The organism is Microbacterium sp. 01T413_2, assembly GCF_056398985.1.
On sequence record NZ_JBFTQL010000017.1, the window covers coordinates 51,712 to 67,924 of the forward strand.

Sequence of the window (16,213 nt, forward strand, 5' to 3'; positions counted from 1 at the left end):
GTCCAGAAGGAGTCCGCATGACGACGATCGCCCCGTTCCAGACCCAGGTCGACGGAATCACCCTCCGCGGAGCGCAGTATCTGCCGGCGGGTCCTGGCCCGTTCCCCACCGCGATCCTCTTTCACGGCTTCGGGGCATCGCACATGGAGTTCTCGTCGGCGTTCGTCGCGCTCGCGAGGCGCCTCGCAGCCGTCGGAGTCGCTTCCATCGCCTATGACCGCGCAGGCCACGGCGAGAGCGACGGCGAGTTCTACGACACCTCCGTGTCGCTGGACGTCCGCCACGCGCACCAGGCCCTGGCAACGATCGCCGGCCTCGACACGGTCGATTCCGACAACCTCCATCTCGTCGGAATGAGCCTCGGCGCGGTGATCGCCTCGGTCCTGGCCGCAGAGACCGAACTGCCGTTGCGTTCCCTGACGATGTGGTCCACGGCGGCAGTGTTCGCGGACGAGATCCGCGGCGGCACACTGCAGGGCCGGTCGCTCGACGCGCTCGACACCGACGGGTACTTCGACTTCCTCGGCATGCGACTGGGCCCGGCGATGCGCGACGATGCGGTGTCCTTCGATGTCTACGGTCGCGCCTCCGGTTACACCGGGCCCGTGCGCCTGCTCCACGGCGCGGAGGACTTCGTCCCCGTCGCCTACGCCGAGCGCTACCTCGAGATCTACGGCGACCAGGCAGACCTCATCGTCGTGGACGGAGCGGACCACGGCTGGGCACAGGTGCCCCAGCGGGAGATCGTGCTCTCGCGGACGACCGAGTTCATCGAGGCGAACACCCACCGGACGGAGACGAGATGACCAGCTCAGGCCATGGAACGACCGTCTCGCTTCCGAGCGGGACCGTGCGCGTGGAGGGCCACCTCGATCTCATCGAAACCGCGGACGGCGTCCGCCCGGTGCGGATACCTGTGAGCCAGTGGAGCCATTTCCCTCCGGCCGGAGAGATCCTGCGCGCCATGGCGTCGAACGCGAGCGGAGTGCGGCTGCGGGTCCATACGGAAGCCACACGGTTGACGCTCCGCGTCCGCTGCACGCGGATCCGGATCGGCGAGGCCGAACGTCCGGGCGACGTCTTCGTCGCACAGGTCGAGGGGACGACGGTGGCGGTCGCTCAGGCGCCCGATACGCAGACGATGCACATCTCGCCTGCTGCCGACGAAGCCACCGTGATCGCACACAGCGAGACCTCGACCGTCGAGCTCGCGCCCCTTCCCGCCGGGCCGAAGGTCGTGACGGTGTTCCTCCCCCAAGGCATGACCGTCGACCTCGTCGACATCGTCGGGGATTCCCCCGTGCTGCCCGCTCCCCCGAGTGATCGCCCGGTCTGGCTGCATCACGGAAGCTCGATCAGTCATTGCGCGGAGGCCGATCTGCCCACAAGCGTCTGGCCGGTCTTCGCTGCGGAGCTCACCGACCTCGACGTCATCAACCTCGGCTTCGGCGGCCAGTGCATGCTCGACCCGTTCGTCGCGGACGCGATCGCCGCCGCGCCCGCAGACGTCATCTCGCTGAAGGTGGGCGTCAATATCGTGGGCGCACGATCGATGGATCAGCGCACCTTCGCCCCTGCGCTGCACGGCTTCATCGATCGGATCCGGGCCGGTCATCCGAACACCCCGATCGTGCTGTGCTCATCGACCCTGTGGCCTGGCAGCGACGAGATCCCGGGACCCAGCGACGTGGAGTTCTTCGATGACGGAGGCATCCGCTGCTTCACCGCGGGCGACCCCGCCGACATCGGCAGGGGCGCGCTGACTCTTGCGGAGTCCCGCCGGCACATCGAGCATGTCGTCGAGGTCCGTCGCCAAGCGGGTGAGAACATCTCCTACCTGGACGGGCTCACCCTCTACGGCCCCGCAGATGCAGACCGTCACCCTCTTCCCGACTCCCTGCATCCCGACACCGCCCTCTATGAGGAGATCGCCCGACGCTTCGCCCACCGCGTGTTCGGCCAGGAAGGCCTCCACCCGAGAGCGACGCTCGACCGGAAGGCGTGACGACGACGGACTAGGCGGGGAGGAACGGCTTGTGGCCGTGCCTCCCCTGCGGTGCTTCCCCGGCGACGTCAGGGCATGCAGGTGTGCAGGATGAATGCATGACATCGCGCGCCTTCTCACCCAAGCAGCTCCGCCTGATCATCGAGACCGACGACTTCGACAGCGCCCTCCGGTTCTATCGCGACGTGCTCGGCATGCCCGAACAGCTCGCCTTCGCCACCGAGGGCGATGACCGTGTGGCGATCCTGCATGCCGGCATCGCCACGATCGAGCTCGCCACACCGACGCACGCCGCCAACATCGACGGCGTCGAGGGCGCGCCGCACACTCCGGGAGCGCTGCGGCTCGCCCTTGAGGTGGACGACACCGAGCAGGCCGTCGCCGCGGCACGCGACGGTGGAGCCGAGCTGATTGCCCCGCCGATCGAGACGCCCTTCCGGAGCCTCAATGCTCGCGTCCAGGGCCCCACAGGCTGGCAGCTGACGTTCTTCCAGGAGCTGGAGACTCTCGAGGAACGGGCGGCACGCGACGGCTTCACAATCGACGACTCCCGCGCGCGCTGAGCCCGCGCTCATACCCGGACAACGCAAGAGGCTCGATCCGTTCGGATCGAGCCTCTTGCGTTCGGTCGGGCTGACAGGATTTGAACCTGCGACCCCTTGGAGGATCCGGTCGATTTCCGGTCTCCGCCGATCGTCTCGGGAACTCGCGGATTCCCTTTTGTTTACAGGGAACCGGGCGGTTCGCTTAGTACGAGTGTAGCCGGTCGGTTGCGAACCTCGGCGGGTGATTTCGGTGGGTTCTTGATGAGCCCGGCCCCGGGCTCGCACCAAGAACAACTGACGGGCTCTAGGCGAATCTTGGCACGGCAATGCTCATCGCCTCGCGCTCCTCACCGGCTCAACCTATCTCGCCGACATCACGTGGGGTCTCAAGGACCGACGCATGCGCCCAGATGGGGCCGGTCCGATCGTTTACATCGGAAGCCTGCTTTCCCATCCACTGCCTCGCCGGGACGGACGGTTGCGCCAACGGCCGGAGCGTCAAGGAGGACTGAGCGGGCAAGCCGTGAGAGATTCTACGGGTGAGGCTTACCAACGATGTCGACATCCCAAACGACCTGTTGGCAGCTGCACGTGACGCCCGACTGGTCTTGTTCGTCGGTGCGGGCGTATCCATCAACGCACCGTCTAGCCTCCCGCTCTACGACGGCCTGGCTCGCACAATCGCTCAAACTCTCGGCGAAGAGTACGACGCTACTCTCACCCCGGACCGGTTCCTGGGCCAGCTGATGCAGGCGCATCCGCTCGTCAAGGATCAGGTGCGCGCGATCACCGGGAGTGCGCAGTCGCTTCCCAACGCCAATCACCGAGCACTCGCTCGCCTCGCGAGCGCAGTCGGTGCGCCGATCGTTACGACCAACTACGACCTACACATTGAAGCCGCAGCCTCCGAGACGGCCCTGAGTCTCGGCGAAGCGTACTCCGGGCCTGCTCTGCCGCTGGGGAGAGAAGTTCAGGGGCTGGTCCACCTACACGGCTCCGTGTCTCGTCCAGCGTCGGAGCTTGTAGTCACGGACGACGACTTCGGGCGGGCCTATCTCACCGACGGGTGGGCTCGACGATTCGTGCAGGATCTCTTCGAGCATTGGACAGTGCTCTTCGTCGGCTACAGCCACAGCGATGTCGTCATGACGTACTTGGCTCGCGGGCTTCCGCCGAGTGCGCAGCGGCGGTTCGTGCTTACCGACGAGCCGAACAGCCCCCGGTGGGAGAACCTCCGGATCACTCCGGTGGCGTATCCAAGCGACGACGGGCACGCGGCACTTCCCTTGGCCTTGGACGCCTGGGCGTCCTTGATGAACATGGGCGTGTTGGATCACTACGCACGCGCGAAGGAACTCGCAGCCGGGGGTCCTCCGGCGGTGCCGGAGGAAGCGGACTACCTCGCCGATGTGTTGAACACACCGTTGGGCGCACGTGGCTTCGTAGCCGCGGCGACGGGCTACGAGTGGCTCCGATGGGCTGAGGAGCAACCGGCATTCACGACGCTCTTCAGTACGGGACGAGTCGAGAACGAGGCGTCTCGGGTGCTGGCAGGGTGGTTCGTCGACGAGTACGTTGCGGTTCCCGAGCGTTCGGCGCTCGCGCTTGGCACCGTCGCCCGACTCGGACCGGTCGTATCGACGGAGCTCCAGTGGGGGATCTCCCGCGCTGCGCGCGCGTTGCGAGCGACGGCGCCCGAAGATGCGCGTCGCTGGATGACTATTCTGATCGCCGCGTTGCGAACAGACCCCACAGAGTCAGGCCTGACCTGGTTTCTGGGCTACGGCAACCCGCTATCGGGCGTCGATGCGCTCCCGTTGCTTCGCCGTGCGCTTGTACCCCGCCTCGTGCTGAAGGAAGACCGCCCGTGGTTCCCAACCGACGAGGACGAGACGCAGCCGCGTCGCGTATCAGCAGAGATCGAGTGGTCGACCTCAGATCAAATCCTGAAGAAGTTGTGGGAGCAGGTCGCGGAGGAAGCGGAGGAAAGCGCTGACCGGGTGCTTCAGATCGCGGAACAGGCACTGACCGACGCTTATGAACTGCTGCGTGCGTTCGATCCAGAGCGCACCTTCGATCCTTGGTCCTTTCGCCGCTCCGCAATCGAACCGCATGAACAGGACCGGTTCGGCGATGAGGAGGGCACGGTCATTGACATGCTCCGCGACAGCGCCGCGCTCACCACGTCGAATAGCGCAGACTTATCGGCCAGATGGCTCGCGAGTCCTCACGCTCTTTTCCGAAGGCTCGGACTGCACCTGGTCATCGAGTCTCCACACCTGAGCGGCGACGAGAAGTGCGCGACTGTGTTCGGCGTTCTACTTTACGACCCTGAAGCGAAGCACGAACTCTTCCGTCTGCTTCAGGTGGTCGCGCCTGACCTGAGCCCTGACTCCAGGCAACAGTTGCTCGCAGCAGTTCTCGCCGGCCCTCCACGTGATGACCCGGTGGAGGGGGTCGAACCACGATTCCGCCGCAGAGCGATCTTTGACCGGGCAGAGTGGCTCAGCAGGTATGTCACCTCATGGCCGGAACTGGACGCCGCCATCTCCGAGATCAGGGAAGAAGAGCCAGAGATGGGGATTCGTCCTTACCCGGACCTCGACCACTACATGACATCGGGTACGTGGGGCGGAAAGATGCCGCACACCGTCGACGACTTTCTCGCGCGCGTACGTGAGAACGGGGCGCGCGTCAGCGTCCAGTCGCTCCTCAACCTCGACTATTCGGAACGAAACTTCGACGAACCAACGTGGGATGACACCTGCAAACTCATACGAGAGGCCGCGGCGGCGCAGCCCGCAATCGGCCTTGAGCTGCTGCCGGAAGTCACGCTCGTGCCCGTCGCGCAGCACCATGATCTCCTCGGGGCGATTCTGCATGGATGGAGCCAAAGCGCGCTCCTCGTGGAGCGGATCGACGACCTCGTCGACACGCTAGAAATGCTGAGCGACAGACCCGAGCTCACTCGAGCGGTGAGTGAGGTGCTGAAGTCAGTCTCGAAACCATCGGAGGGTGCAGTAGATCCTGCGGTGTTGGAACGGCTCGACACTATTGCGTCCGAGCTGTGGGTGAAGAACGCGTCTGAGTTCGATCCCGGGGGATGGAGCGATTCCCTCATGCGGGGCTTGAACACGTGGCCTGGTATCTTGGCTCAGTATTGGCTGAATCGCATTGCTTCAAGGTGGCAGGCAGCACCTGAACGATGGGCGGGACTGGCTGCGGCCGAAGCCACCGCGCTGAAATCCATGCTGGACTCGCCGACGCCCGCACAGCCTGCTGCCGCCAGCATGCTGACCGGGAAGCTCCATTTCCTTTTCGCCGCTGACCCGGTGTTCACCGCCGCGCACGTCTTCCCGCTCTTCGACTCAGGCACGTCTGAGTTTGCACCTGACGCGTGGTTCAGCTTCCTCCACGAACCGAGAACACCACCCGATCTCCTGGACGCGGGCTTCTGGCAACTCCTTCTTCGCTCCGCGGATGCAGCCTCGATCCGTGACGACCATATGGCCTACCGATACTGGAGGACAATGGCGTCCGTCGCGACGTTTTCCGCCGCAGCCTCCGTGGATCGACCCTCCTTGATCGATCTTCTGGCGGCGCCGGAGCGGGCTGGCCAACTCGCGGAGTTCATCCGAGCGCTAAGCGAAACCGTAGGTGAGCTCGATGACGCTGGCCGTGAGGCGCTCTGGTCATCCTGGCTAAAGGAGGCGATCGAGACGCGCCAAGCCGCTGCTCCAGGTGTCCAGCCCTCGACGGAGAAGACGGCCTGGGGGGACCTCGCCCTTGAACTCGGAACCGCCGAGGCACTTACACTCACGGCGTCGTGCCCCGGTGCCATGGGCGACCGCACGAGATTCCATCACCTTGAGGCACCGGTCGTGCAGCCGATCGCGGACTTGTTGGTCAGGGTCGCCACCACTCGATTGCGCCTGACGGAAAGTATCGACTGGCACGTGAAGTACGAGTTGGAGGAGCTCGTTGAGCGGGTGAAGCCTGCCGCCGACCCCGCGTCACTTCGTGCGCTTGCCGAGCTCGCCGTTGCACGCGGCGTTCACGAAGCTCTCTCCTGGATCAGTTCCTAAGTCCGGCGGCGATGAGACCCGCACCGAACACAAGGCGCAGCCATCGTCACCCGCTCGAAAGTGTGATTGGGCGATGCCCTCCCGCACGGTATGCCGCTCTCACTGCGCCAGCGTCGACGGGCCGGCCCCGAGTGTAGTGAGCTGGTGGGCCTGCGGATACTCGACAGTCTGGTTATCAGATCGGCGCGGATCAGATCAGTTCGTCGATCAGTTCCCCCGACCGTCGAGGCAGGACGGTGTCCATCGCGACTTGCATGTGCCTGCGGATCACATCACCGCGGGCCGCGGCATCCGCGAAGACTATGTCACAATATGGAACGGCAGTGGCGAGCGCATCGATGTCGTACATGTCGTTCTGCTTCCAAGACTTGTTGGGGTCCTGGTGGTAACTGCGTCGACAGCGACTCCGCGCGTCCAGTATCGGCTTCCCGCACGGTCGCCTTAGATTCAGCGAGGAGCTGTTCCTCTACGCTCTGCCGTTCCTGCGAGGTGAGACTGATCTGTTGGATCAGTCGCTGGACGGCCTGCTCAGTCAGATGCGCCTGCTGCGCCTTCAACGTGCAGGCGGTACGGCCGCTGTGCCGGCCAAGGCACACGAAGTAGAAGCCCATACGCTGATGGTGCCAATAGTCGCTGCAGAACGCCGCAACACATGCTGCGTTCACGGTTGCGGCGGCCGGCGTCGTTCGCGGGCCGCCTATGCTGGTCGCCATGGAGGAGTCAGTCGAACAGCGTTTGGTTTCGCTGTTGCAGGGTCCACTTGCAGATCCTCGGGCCGCCGGCAACTATCTCGCAATCGAGAACTATTTTGCGGAGCTAGTGGGCGGTCAGCAGAATCGGCGCGGCTGGGATTCCGGTGCGGATATTCTCGTGACGCAAGGCGATGCTCCGCCTCTCGCTATAGAGCTGAAGATCTTCAATCGCCGGTACTTCCTGAAGAACTTCCGAAATCGCGCGTCGGAAATGCTGGCGACGTCGGTGCAGTTGCGCCGATCGTTCCGTGACGAGGCGAGCATCGCGGCTGTGATCCTGTTCTACGGAGATCCTGCTGACGAGCCTGCCAGTCGACGGGGCGGTGTTACTACATCCGATTTCGCTGCGCGGCTTGTTCGAGGCGATGACGGCGTCGGATTCGACTCGGTGCTGGTTGGCACAGCGGACGCGGAGATGACATGGCAGTTCGTCGCCGCTGCGTCGGGTGGTGATCTCTCGGTTTCGGAGGATCCGCGTTCTACGCAGGAGGCGCTAAGCCTGCTGACCAGAAGTCGCCCGCTTCCGGCCCCCGACGCTGCGAATGTGCCGCCGCGCCGACTTGACCGGTTCTTGCTTGTGTGTGATGAGTGGCATTCGGGACGGGGCGGCATCTCCACGGTGAATCGCGAGTTGGCGATCGCTCTTGCCGCGACGGGTATTGATGCGGCTGTCATGGTTGCGGACGCGTCCGCGGAAGATATCAAGGCTGCATCGGATGTCAATGTTGCACTCGTGACGCCGGCCCGAGTGCCAGGTTTGACCGATCGTGAGGCATTGCTTCTTCGTCCGATCTTCGCGGATCAATCGTGGGTCCCTGACGTGATCGTCGGACACGGACGTCTTCTCGGTCCCTATGCGGCTGCTCAACAGCAAGAGTTCTTCCCAGAGGCGCGTCGTGTGCATTTCGTCCATACGGACGCTGAACAGCTGGAGTCGGCGAAGGAAGTGCCCGGCGGGCCTTCGCGTATGTCGGATTCCGCTGCCCGTCGGCGGTTGGAGCAGGAACTCGCGCGGTCGGCGCATCTCGTAGTCGGCGTGGGACCGCTGCTCGCAGCAAGTATCCGTGACGATCTCATCGGACGCGGGCCCACGACCCCTGTGATCGGTTTGATGCCGGGCTTGCGTGACACTTTTGATGTCAGCAAAACTCACGCCCCCGTACGCAACCATGTGTTGCTCGTGGGACGCGCGGAAGACTTTCGCTCGAAGGGCATCGATATCGCTGCGGAAGCGATGCTTAGAGTCGTCGACAAGTGGCCCTCGAAGGCGTCGCATCGTCCCGTCCTCATCATTCGAGGTGTGCCCGATGAGGCGGCCAGGGAGGTCAAGGAGCGTCTGGACCTAATTATGGAAGGACGCGTGCCGTACCACCTGCGTCCGTTCTCCGAGACGGAGGAGGACATCATGCAGGATCTCGCGCAAGCGCGAGTACTGTTGATGCCTTCACGGCATGAAGGCTTCGGTCTGGCCGCTTATGAAGCGATCGCGAGCGGTGTCCCGGTCATCATTAGTGCGGAGTCGGGCCTTGCGGAGTTCATTCGTGACTTGTCTATCGACACGAGCCCGTCCTCGATCGCATCGACGGCCAATACGCGGTCCGGGTTTGCGGTGGACGAGTGGGTTGACGCGATCCAACGTGTCCTCGATGCCCCGGACGTGGCGCGCGCTCAGGCGATCGTTCTTCGTGATTCGATCGCCGGGTTGGTCGATTGGCCGCGATCCGTGGCGAAGCTGCTTGCGGAGCTTGCGTCGTTGTAACGATGCGCCGGTGAGGCGGATGCGCGCGACGTGTCGTGCCCGTTAGGGCCGGGGCGGTGTCGCGTCTCGGTATGGCGGACGCGAGCAGAGCACGTCACGATATGCCCGGTTTGCATGATTCCGGTCGCCTCTGACGGCACGCCAAGAAACCCTGCACCGAGGATCTGCCAGCCATTCTATAAATGACGACCTACCGACTTAGGAACTCGCCTCATGTTCCTGCATGTGTGCAACGCGGGCATCCGCACCCACGAAATCGTCCTCGATGTCCGCGATGACAACAGCCGTACCGTAGACAATCGCAGCGTCAGTGCCCGATATGGCCGCCTGTTCCGTATCAAGCAGCATCGGACTCTGCAGGCTCGCGATCTCATCCCATCCGGATTTCCCCTTCTCCGCTAGGTCAATTGCAGTCGACAGGTCATCAGTGATCGCTGCACCGATGACCGTCAAGATGTTGCTGAGCGCGGACACGTACTCGGTCCCGGCGTGAGCGGAGGTGAGTTCATCGATCTGCGCTTTGAGGCCGACGAGACGGTCCCAGGATTCGTCAAGCACCCGTCCTTCCTCGTCGGGAATCAGAGTGCTCCCGCGGATCGCGATGACGGCTGCGATCGATGAGAGACGACGAGCTTGCTTGAGGTAAGCCGCAAAGGGATCAGAAATTGGGGTCGCAGCGATCGAGCCTGCGAATGCGGACGGCGCTCCACGATCGCCAAGTGGGATCACCCCGTGATGCGCAACCTGGAAGACCGAGGCAGACAAGTAACCGTTAGCTGAGCGCAGTCCAATCCATATACGCCGGTCTGGATGTTCGACAGCAGTTCTCGCAGCATCCGCGAGAGATGCGAGAGCATTTAGATGGGCGAGGAGGCTCTCTCCTTCCACGATGATCGCTAGGTCTCCGGGCGGCCAACTCATCATCGTGTGATCGGAGAGGCTCGGCACTGCGGCGACCGCGTAGCCCGCGTCTGCGAGCGCAAGTTGCATTCGATCAGCCTCTTTCTGCAAGGCTGCGGAAGAGCGCTCGGTCGCAACGGTAGCTGCTGCGGCGATCCGAGCGGTTCCCGTGTGTCGCCCAGCAGCGGCCCGCATGGATAGGCGGACTGATGAGTCCGATCCTGCGCTGGCGCACGCGATTATGCGCAATTGGCGGAGAGAGTCGAGTAGCTGAGCGCAATCGGGCGGGTCGGGGAGGTAGCGGTATCGGTCGAGTTCGATCAGTGCACCGACCTTCTGGATGAGACTGTCGAGCGTTCCGACAGTCAGGATGGGGCGCCGCTCGGCTACATCTACCCGTGCAAGACCTGGAATGACTTGCTGGAGCAGCATTCGCACGACGGTGGCGGCGTCGCTCTCGACGGGATAGTCACCGAGAGCGCCGGGCACTTCGTCCGTGTAGCCCTCGTCTGCCGGAGAGTCCATCCCGGAAAGCAGCGCGGTGACCGATTCGAGCCGGCGAACGATCGTTCGAGGCACAGTTCGATTGCCTAGGTGGGCGATCGCGATCTCTGGGAGCAGATCGAGGAGCGTCCCGAGTGCTTTCGCCTCGGCCGCAAGCTTGGACGTCAACGTGCCCGCGCCGTACTTTCGCGACAAGGCTCGAGCCTGGGCTCTGTTATCGGAGACTTCGAGGGCATGGGGCAGATTCTCTCGGGGAATCGCTTTGTCAGCGAGCGGGTAGACGCCGAGCTTGGCCAAGCGCCCGAGGGCATCCACCGCACCCACCCGGGCGATCAACGCTGTCGGCGCAAGAGCAAGGGCCAGTCGGCAGACCTCAACGACAGCGTCGTTCTGATTCGGCTGTAGCTCCTCGTCGATGAAGATCCATCTGCCATCCACCCCGTCGGCTACGCGTTCCAGCGACGCTAGCCACGGTGTTTCTGTCGCGATCCTGCGCAGGAGGAGCTGCTCGCCGCCGGCTGTGATGACAGCGTGTTCCGCAAGCTCAGGTGCCGCGCGACGTAACGCCTCCGTCATGTCGGCCGCGTCGTGCAGCGGCCATCCCGTCAGGCGTGCACCGATTGCACCCGCGGTGGCCTCCAGAGCTGTGACGTCAAAACCGCGAAGTACGGTGATGGCCTGCAACAGGAGTTGGGGTGCCTCGTCATCGAGGACCGCAGCGGTCGTGAGTTCTTCGACCAGCGTCGCGTCGATCTTTCGCCACAAGGGTTGCAGATCTGGATCGGTCGGGACGCTGCGGAGCCTCTCAATGGCTGCCACAATCTCGGGCTTGAAGAGATGTTCTGTGTCGGGGCGCGGCTTGGTGCGGGACATCGTAAACGCATTTACAGCGTTGCCAGCATCAACGTCACATTCATCGAGGATGCGCTTCCAGTCGTCGGCCCGCCTTCGAAGTCCATCAGCACGGAAAGCGGATGCGACTGCGACGAGCGTCTGGAGAGTGCGATCGCGTGTGATGCGCTCGGTTGCGGCCTGGATCATCACGGCTGGGTCAGCCCCGGACTCGAGTGCTCGTCGGAGGAATCGCGCGAGCTCGGCGCTGGTCACTAGAGGGACAATGCGCTGGAGAGTGTCCTGCTGCCCAAAGGGGTGAGCTGCCCGGGCGAGTGCTGCGGATCGGATTTCGTGCAGCGGCCGCATGAGGTTGCCCGAGTCCTCAACGATAAGGTGCTCGTCTATGAGGCGGCGGCTGGCAGCGACGAATGCGCCGTGATCGGCATCCAGAGCGGATTGGATCGCATGGGCAGGGACGGTGACGCCGTATTGGTTGGCACACGATGCGAGCCGGAGGATCTCAAGCTCAAGATGTCGACTCGGGTCTGATTCGCGTGCGGCGACTTGCGCGCTGACGACAGTGGCGAGATTCACACCCTCGGTGAGCAGCGTGACGTACTCCAGTAGAAGGCCGCCTGCTCGCTCGGCTGGTTCCCGCCATCCGGCCCATTCAGTGAGATTGTCCGCCCGGTAGTCGCGCCAAAGCTGCTCTGCAAAGCTGTCGTCAAGCATCGGCGTTATCGTGGCGATGGCCGACAACAGCGGGACAGGGAAGCGGTCTTCCTCTCGAATCGAAACAATGGCGATCACGTTCGACAGGTCCGCGAGCCGTCTCAGTAGTCGATCGAGGAGATCTGGGTCGTGGCGCCCAGCGTCGTCGATGAGGACCCCCACAGGCGCATACGCACTCGGCCGCAAGGCCTCAATGCGCGCGGAAAGAAGTGCGACAGCATCTCGCCCTGTGCGCCCCGTTGGTGTCAACGAGTGGACATGCTGCCAGCGATATAGCCTCCGGGTTTCGTACGCGGCTGCGTACGCGAGTGCGCTCTTGCCGCTGCCGCTCGGTCCGGCGATGACTGCCAACCGGCGGGTCGCCGCGACCTCGACCACCTGCTGTGTGAGTTCAACACGAGGCACGAGCAACCCGGCAACGACGTGAGAAGCTCCCACGTGCACGCCCTGCCGTAGGTCCGAACCATCAGCAGATGATCTCCAGTCGATTGCCTCGCAGATCCCCAACGACCTTGCCTCATCGAGCAACTCGAGGTCGACGGTCGCAAGGACCTGGTCTATGAGGACATCGATGCCTGCGATTTCCACGGTCGCGCGCTTCGCGATATCCGGGTCCGCGTTCGCGTCGCTAGCCTGACCCACTTGGGTGCAGACGGCAGCCACAATGATCTCCGCAAGACCATCCGGAAAATCGCGAGTTCCGGTAATGATGCTGATCGCCCGCGCGTGCGGGTCAGGACAGACTACAACTGAGGCGGAGGCCGCAAAGGCAACCGAATCCTGATCGTTTTCGAACGATAGAGCGTCAAGTTCCTTGGCCAATTCACTCGGGGGACTCGAGCCAGGTTGTGCACCCTCACTCCCCCACTCGGGTACTGGGATTCGAGCGACCGGGCGCTCGAGCAAGAGGGTCGTCGTGGCTGGGAGTCCGGCGTCCCTACGCTTCACCCAAGCCTTTGCTACGGAACGCAAGTCCTTGCGTAGGTCCGTCGCCGCGAAATCGCCCGCACTATCGCGTCGCGACTTGACCTGGATGAAGAATGCCCCGCTGGACGACTGCACCGAAATGTCGTCGTACCCTTCCGGCGTCACTAACGCGGTCGCGTCGCCTTCGCTCCACAGACGCAATACGACGAGCGTCGCGACCAGATCCTGAAAACGAAAGCCGCGCCCGGCGCGCGCACCGGCTCGGGAAGCGACCCACAATGCAGCCTGTGAGTCGCTTGGCACGCTAGTCAACGCTGGGCTGGCAGGAGATAAGGTCTCCCGTTTCTGACCGCGGCGCTCCTGCGCGGCACCTCGTCGGCGCGCTTCGGCTATCGCGCGCTCGGAGCTTCGACGGGTCATGTATTTGATGGTATCGGCGACCAGTGACACAACTGGGTGCGTCAACGGGTACAGAGATCGACGTTGGAGATGCTCGCGGCGCCAATCTTCCTCCGCCGCGGACGAGTTCAAGACGGGATGTCCTCGGTAGCCCCTGCTGTCAGCGTTGACAGAATGGCTCATCTTCTCAAACCTTCTCCCGTTTCAACTTGGATCCGCGCAGTGTCCTCGCCTCTTTCAGCCGTCTCGTATATCCGTGTCTCGACGGTTCTCCAAGCTGAACGTGGAGGCGAGCGAGACGGCTTCTCCATCCCTGCCCAGCGGGAGGCGAACAGAAGGCAAGCGCACGGACTGGGCGCTCTCATCTCCGCCGAGTTCGTCGATCGTGGTCAATCGGGACGAAGCACGAACCGTCCAGAGCTCCAACGGATGCTCACATATCTGCAGGAGCATCCCGTCGACTACGTCATCGTCCACAAACTCGACCGGCTGGCCCGTTCACGTGCCGACGACATCGCTATCACCCAGGCGGTTCATGCCTCTGGCGCCCGTCTCATATCAAGCACCGAGGGCATCGACACGACGCCGAACGGCGTCCTCCTGCACGGGATCATGGCGTCGATCGCGGAGTTCTACTCTCGCAACCTCGCGCAGGAGGTGATGAAGGGCATGCGGCAAAAGGCCATCCAGGGTGGAACACCGGGGCGGGCGCCAATCGGCTATCTCAACGTCCGTCGCCAGACCGAGGACGGACGCGAGTATCGAGCGATCCAACTCGACCGCGAACGAGCGCCGCACATCGCCTGGGCGTTCGACACCTATGCCACCGGCAAGTGGAGCGTCGCTCAGCTCGCCTCAGCGCTCACGGGCAGAGGACTCCGGACTCGAGCGACCGCTTCCCGCTCCCCCGCGGCGCTGACAGTCGCGAGTCTTCATCGTGTGCTGACGAATCCCTACTACAAGGGCATCGTCACGCTGAACGGCGCGCAGCATGCAGGAAGCCACGGGCCGCTGGTCCCGGCGAAGACCTGGGATACCGTCCAACGTCTCCTCGCCTCTCGACGTCAAGGTGAACGCAGCCGGATCCACACGCACTATCTCAAGAGCACGGTCCACTGCTTCAAGTGTCAACGCCGGCTGCTGGTCCACAACGCTCGGTCGAAGAGCGGGCGTGTCTACGACTACTTCGTCTGCTCCGGCCGCCAGAATGGCACACCGCGATGCACCCAGAGCGCACTTCGCATCAGCGACGTGGAGCGTCGCGTCGAGGAGGCCTACGAACGGATCCAGATCTCCACGCACCGACGCAAGGAGATCGAGCTGCGTTGGCAGGATCGGCTCGCGGCGGAAGCCTGCGGCTCCGAGCAGAAGCGATCAGAGCTCGCCGTACAGGCCCAAGAGATCCGACTGCGCCAAGAGAAGCTCCTCGAGGCCTACTACTCCGACGCCCTGCCTCGCGACCTGTTCATCAAAGAGCAGCGTAAGTTGGCCGATTCGCTCTCCCGTACCGAGGCCGAGGAGGAGCGCCTGAGCGACCACGTCGCGTTTCGGATGAAGCACTTGGCGGAATCGCTCGATCTCCTCGAAGACGCCTGCGACCGCTACCTCGCTGCAGCTCCAGCAGATCGCAAGCAGCTGAGCAATGCGTTGTTGGACCGTGTGCTCATCGGGCCGAACCCGGAGGACATCTACGTCGAGCTTCGGCCGGAGATCGCCAAACTAGGGCTGCGCGGCGCCGCGGAAAAGCGACGCAACCGTGTGCGATGCGATGGCCCACTATCTGAGAACGAAGTCCACGAAGCCCTCAGCAACCGCACGTGCCACCGCTGACCGCCTCGAGGGCTACGCCACCAAGCTCCGAGCAGGTAAGCCCGTCAACGTCAAGATCGTCAAGGCACTGCGTGAGATCGTGGACGGCTCGCTCAAGAACGCCCGAACCGGATACGTCTACGGCGACTACCTCACCATGGTCAGCATGCTCGCCGCATCCGATGCGACCGAGATCAAGCCGATGGCAGGATACGTGCGAATGCTCAACTTCGTCACACGGGGCTCCGACATCGAAACAACGCTCGCCGACACGTGGCGCGCGAACGGCTTCTACGCGGGCGCAGCCGGGACCATTCGGAACGCCGTCCTGCAGTACCAGCTCACCAGCAGCAAACGCGGCAACCGAGATCTCATCGTCATGACCATCCACCGTGCCAAGGGCCGCGAATTTGACGAGGTCATCATCTACGAAGAGCGATACGACCCGCTGCTCAGGCTTACCCCGACTCGGAGAGATTTGGAGTCCGCGCGATACGCACTGAATGTTGCGGTGACACGGGCAAAGAAGCGCGCGACCCTAATCACGCCGAAGAGCGCTCCCACACCTCTCCTCACGCTCAGACTTGATCACGTTGCCGACCAGTAGGTGAACTAGAGGCGCCCTGGACGTTGGCAACGGTCTGCGCGGCCATGTCTCCAAAGGGTCGTCGCGCGCCGCGTGCCGATCATCGGATCGCTCGAGCCCGTGCTGCGAAGGCTCACGACGCAACGGTCGCGCAACCTGCCGCTGTTATGGGGGCCACGCGGAGGTGTCATCACCACCGCAGCATTGCGTGACGCAACCAGTTGGGACGCGCTGGTTGCATCGCTGGGCTTCCCGGGGTTGTGCCGCCACGACCTCCGTCATGCGGTGCAACCTGGTTCGCGAACGCGGGTGTTCCGATCCATGTTGTGAGTGACATCCTCGGGCATGCATCGGTCGAGACGCCCCGTGCGTACCT

Annotated in this window: 9 protein-coding genes; 7 read left to right on the forward strand and 2 right to left on the reverse strand. The window is 63.6% G+C overall.

Translation table 11 applies throughout. The annotated features are described in order from the left end of the window. Nucleotides 1–17: 17 nt before the first annotated feature. The 4 genes from AC1DMN_RS10550 (at nucleotide 18) to AC1DMN_RS10565 (ending at nucleotide 6,635) form a co-directional block, all read left to right on the forward strand. Complete coding sequence (locus AC1DMN_RS10550) at nucleotides 18–806, forward strand: alpha/beta hydrolase (protein WP_441976979.1); 789 nt, start codon at nucleotides 18–20, stop codon at nucleotides 804–806. Next, complete coding sequence (locus tag AC1DMN_RS10555; RefSeq protein WP_477229299.1) at nucleotides 803–2,005, forward strand: SGNH/GDSL hydrolase family protein; 1,203 nt, start codon at nucleotides 803–805, stop codon at nucleotides 2,003–2,005. The genes AC1DMN_RS10550 and AC1DMN_RS10555 overlap by 4 nt, the downstream gene beginning before the upstream one ends. A gap of 98 nt (nucleotides 2,006–2,103) precedes the next feature. Further along, the gene (locus tag AC1DMN_RS10560) at nucleotides 2,104–2,568 is read left to right on the forward strand and encodes a VOC family protein (RefSeq protein WP_477229300.1); all 465 of its coding nucleotides are present in this window, start codon (nucleotides 2,104–2,106) and stop codon (nucleotides 2,566–2,568) included. A gap of 521 nt (nucleotides 2,569–3,089) precedes the next feature. After that, nucleotides 3,090–6,635 carry an SIR2 family protein gene (locus AC1DMN_RS10565; protein WP_477229301.1) on the forward strand — a complete coding sequence of 1,182 codons (3,546 nt, stop codon included), beginning with the start codon at nucleotides 3,090–3,092 and terminating at the stop codon, nucleotides 6,633–6,635. A gap of 190 nt (nucleotides 6,636–6,825) precedes the next feature. Here the strand turns inward: AC1DMN_RS10565 and AC1DMN_RS10570 are convergent, their stop codons facing one another. Next, nucleotides 6,826–6,984, reverse strand: a complete 159-nt coding sequence (locus AC1DMN_RS10570; RefSeq protein ID WP_477229302.1) for a hypothetical protein — start codon at nucleotides 6,982–6,984, stop codon at nucleotides 6,826–6,828. Between the two features lie 362 nt (nucleotides 6,985–7,346). On the opposite strand from AC1DMN_RS10570, the gene AC1DMN_RS10575 reads away from it, so the two are divergent. After that, nucleotides 7,347–9,146 (forward strand): glycosyltransferase family 4 protein, encoded by a 1,800-nt coding sequence (locus AC1DMN_RS10575; protein ID WP_477229303.1) that lies wholly within the window; start codon nucleotides 7,347–7,349, stop codon nucleotides 9,144–9,146. Nucleotides 9,147–9,344: 198 nt separating this feature from the next. On the opposite strand, the gene AC1DMN_RS10580 is transcribed toward AC1DMN_RS10575, so the two are convergent. Then, complete coding sequence (locus AC1DMN_RS10580) at nucleotides 9,345–13,625, reverse strand: dsDNA nuclease domain-containing protein (protein ID WP_477229304.1); 4,281 nt, start codon at nucleotides 13,623–13,625, stop codon at nucleotides 9,345–9,347. Between AC1DMN_RS10580 and AC1DMN_RS10585 the strand changes: the two genes are divergently transcribed. Together AC1DMN_RS10585 and AC1DMN_RS10590 are read left to right on the forward strand one after the other, a co-directional pair. Then, a complete protein-coding gene (locus AC1DMN_RS10585; RefSeq protein WP_477229305.1) occupies nucleotides 13,617–15,272 on the forward strand; it encodes a recombinase family protein in 1,656 nt (551 codons plus the stop codon). The genes AC1DMN_RS10580 and AC1DMN_RS10585 overlap by 9 nt on opposite strands. After that, on the forward strand, nucleotides 15,211–15,858 hold the full coding sequence (locus AC1DMN_RS10590) for a 3'-5' exonuclease (protein ID WP_477229306.1): 648 nt from the start codon (nucleotides 15,211–15,213) through the stop codon (nucleotides 15,856–15,858). The genes AC1DMN_RS10585 and AC1DMN_RS10590 overlap by 62 nt, the downstream gene beginning before the upstream one ends. The last annotated feature ends 355 nt before the right edge of the window (nucleotides 15,859–16,213 follow it).

What these genes read in the sequence shown, in the direction of transcription:
- AC1DMN_RS10550 (WP_441976979.1), top strand. Translation starts at nt 18, where the DNA reads ATGACGACGATCGCCCCGTTCCAGACCCAGGTCGACGGAATCACCCTC.
- AC1DMN_RS10555 (WP_477229299.1), top strand. Translation starts at nt 803, where the DNA reads ATGACCAGCTCAGGCCATGGAACGACCGTCTCGCTTCCGAGCGGGACC.
- AC1DMN_RS10560 (WP_477229300.1), top strand. Translation starts at nt 2,104, where the DNA reads ATGACATCGCGCGCCTTCTCACCCAAGCAGCTCCGCCTGATCATCGAG.
- AC1DMN_RS10570 (WP_477229302.1), bottom strand. Translation starts at nt 6,984, where the DNA reads ATGTACGACATCGATGCGCTCGCCACTGCCGTTCCATATTGTGACATA.
- AC1DMN_RS10575 (WP_477229303.1), top strand. Translation starts at nt 7,347, where the DNA reads ATGGAGGAGTCAGTCGAACAGCGTTTGGTTTCGCTGTTGCAGGGTCCA.
- AC1DMN_RS10585 (WP_477229305.1), top strand. Translation starts at nt 13,617, where the DNA reads ATGGCTCATCTTCTCAAACCTTCTCCCGTTTCAACTTGGATCCGCGCA.
- AC1DMN_RS10580 (WP_477229304.1), bottom strand. Translation starts at nt 13,625, where the DNA reads ATGAGCCATTCTGTCAACGCTGACAGCAGGGGCTACCGAGGACATCCC.
- AC1DMN_RS10590 (WP_477229306.1), top strand. Translation starts at nt 15,211, where the DNA reads ATGGCCCACTATCTGAGAACGAAGTCCACGAAGCCCTCAGCAACCGCA.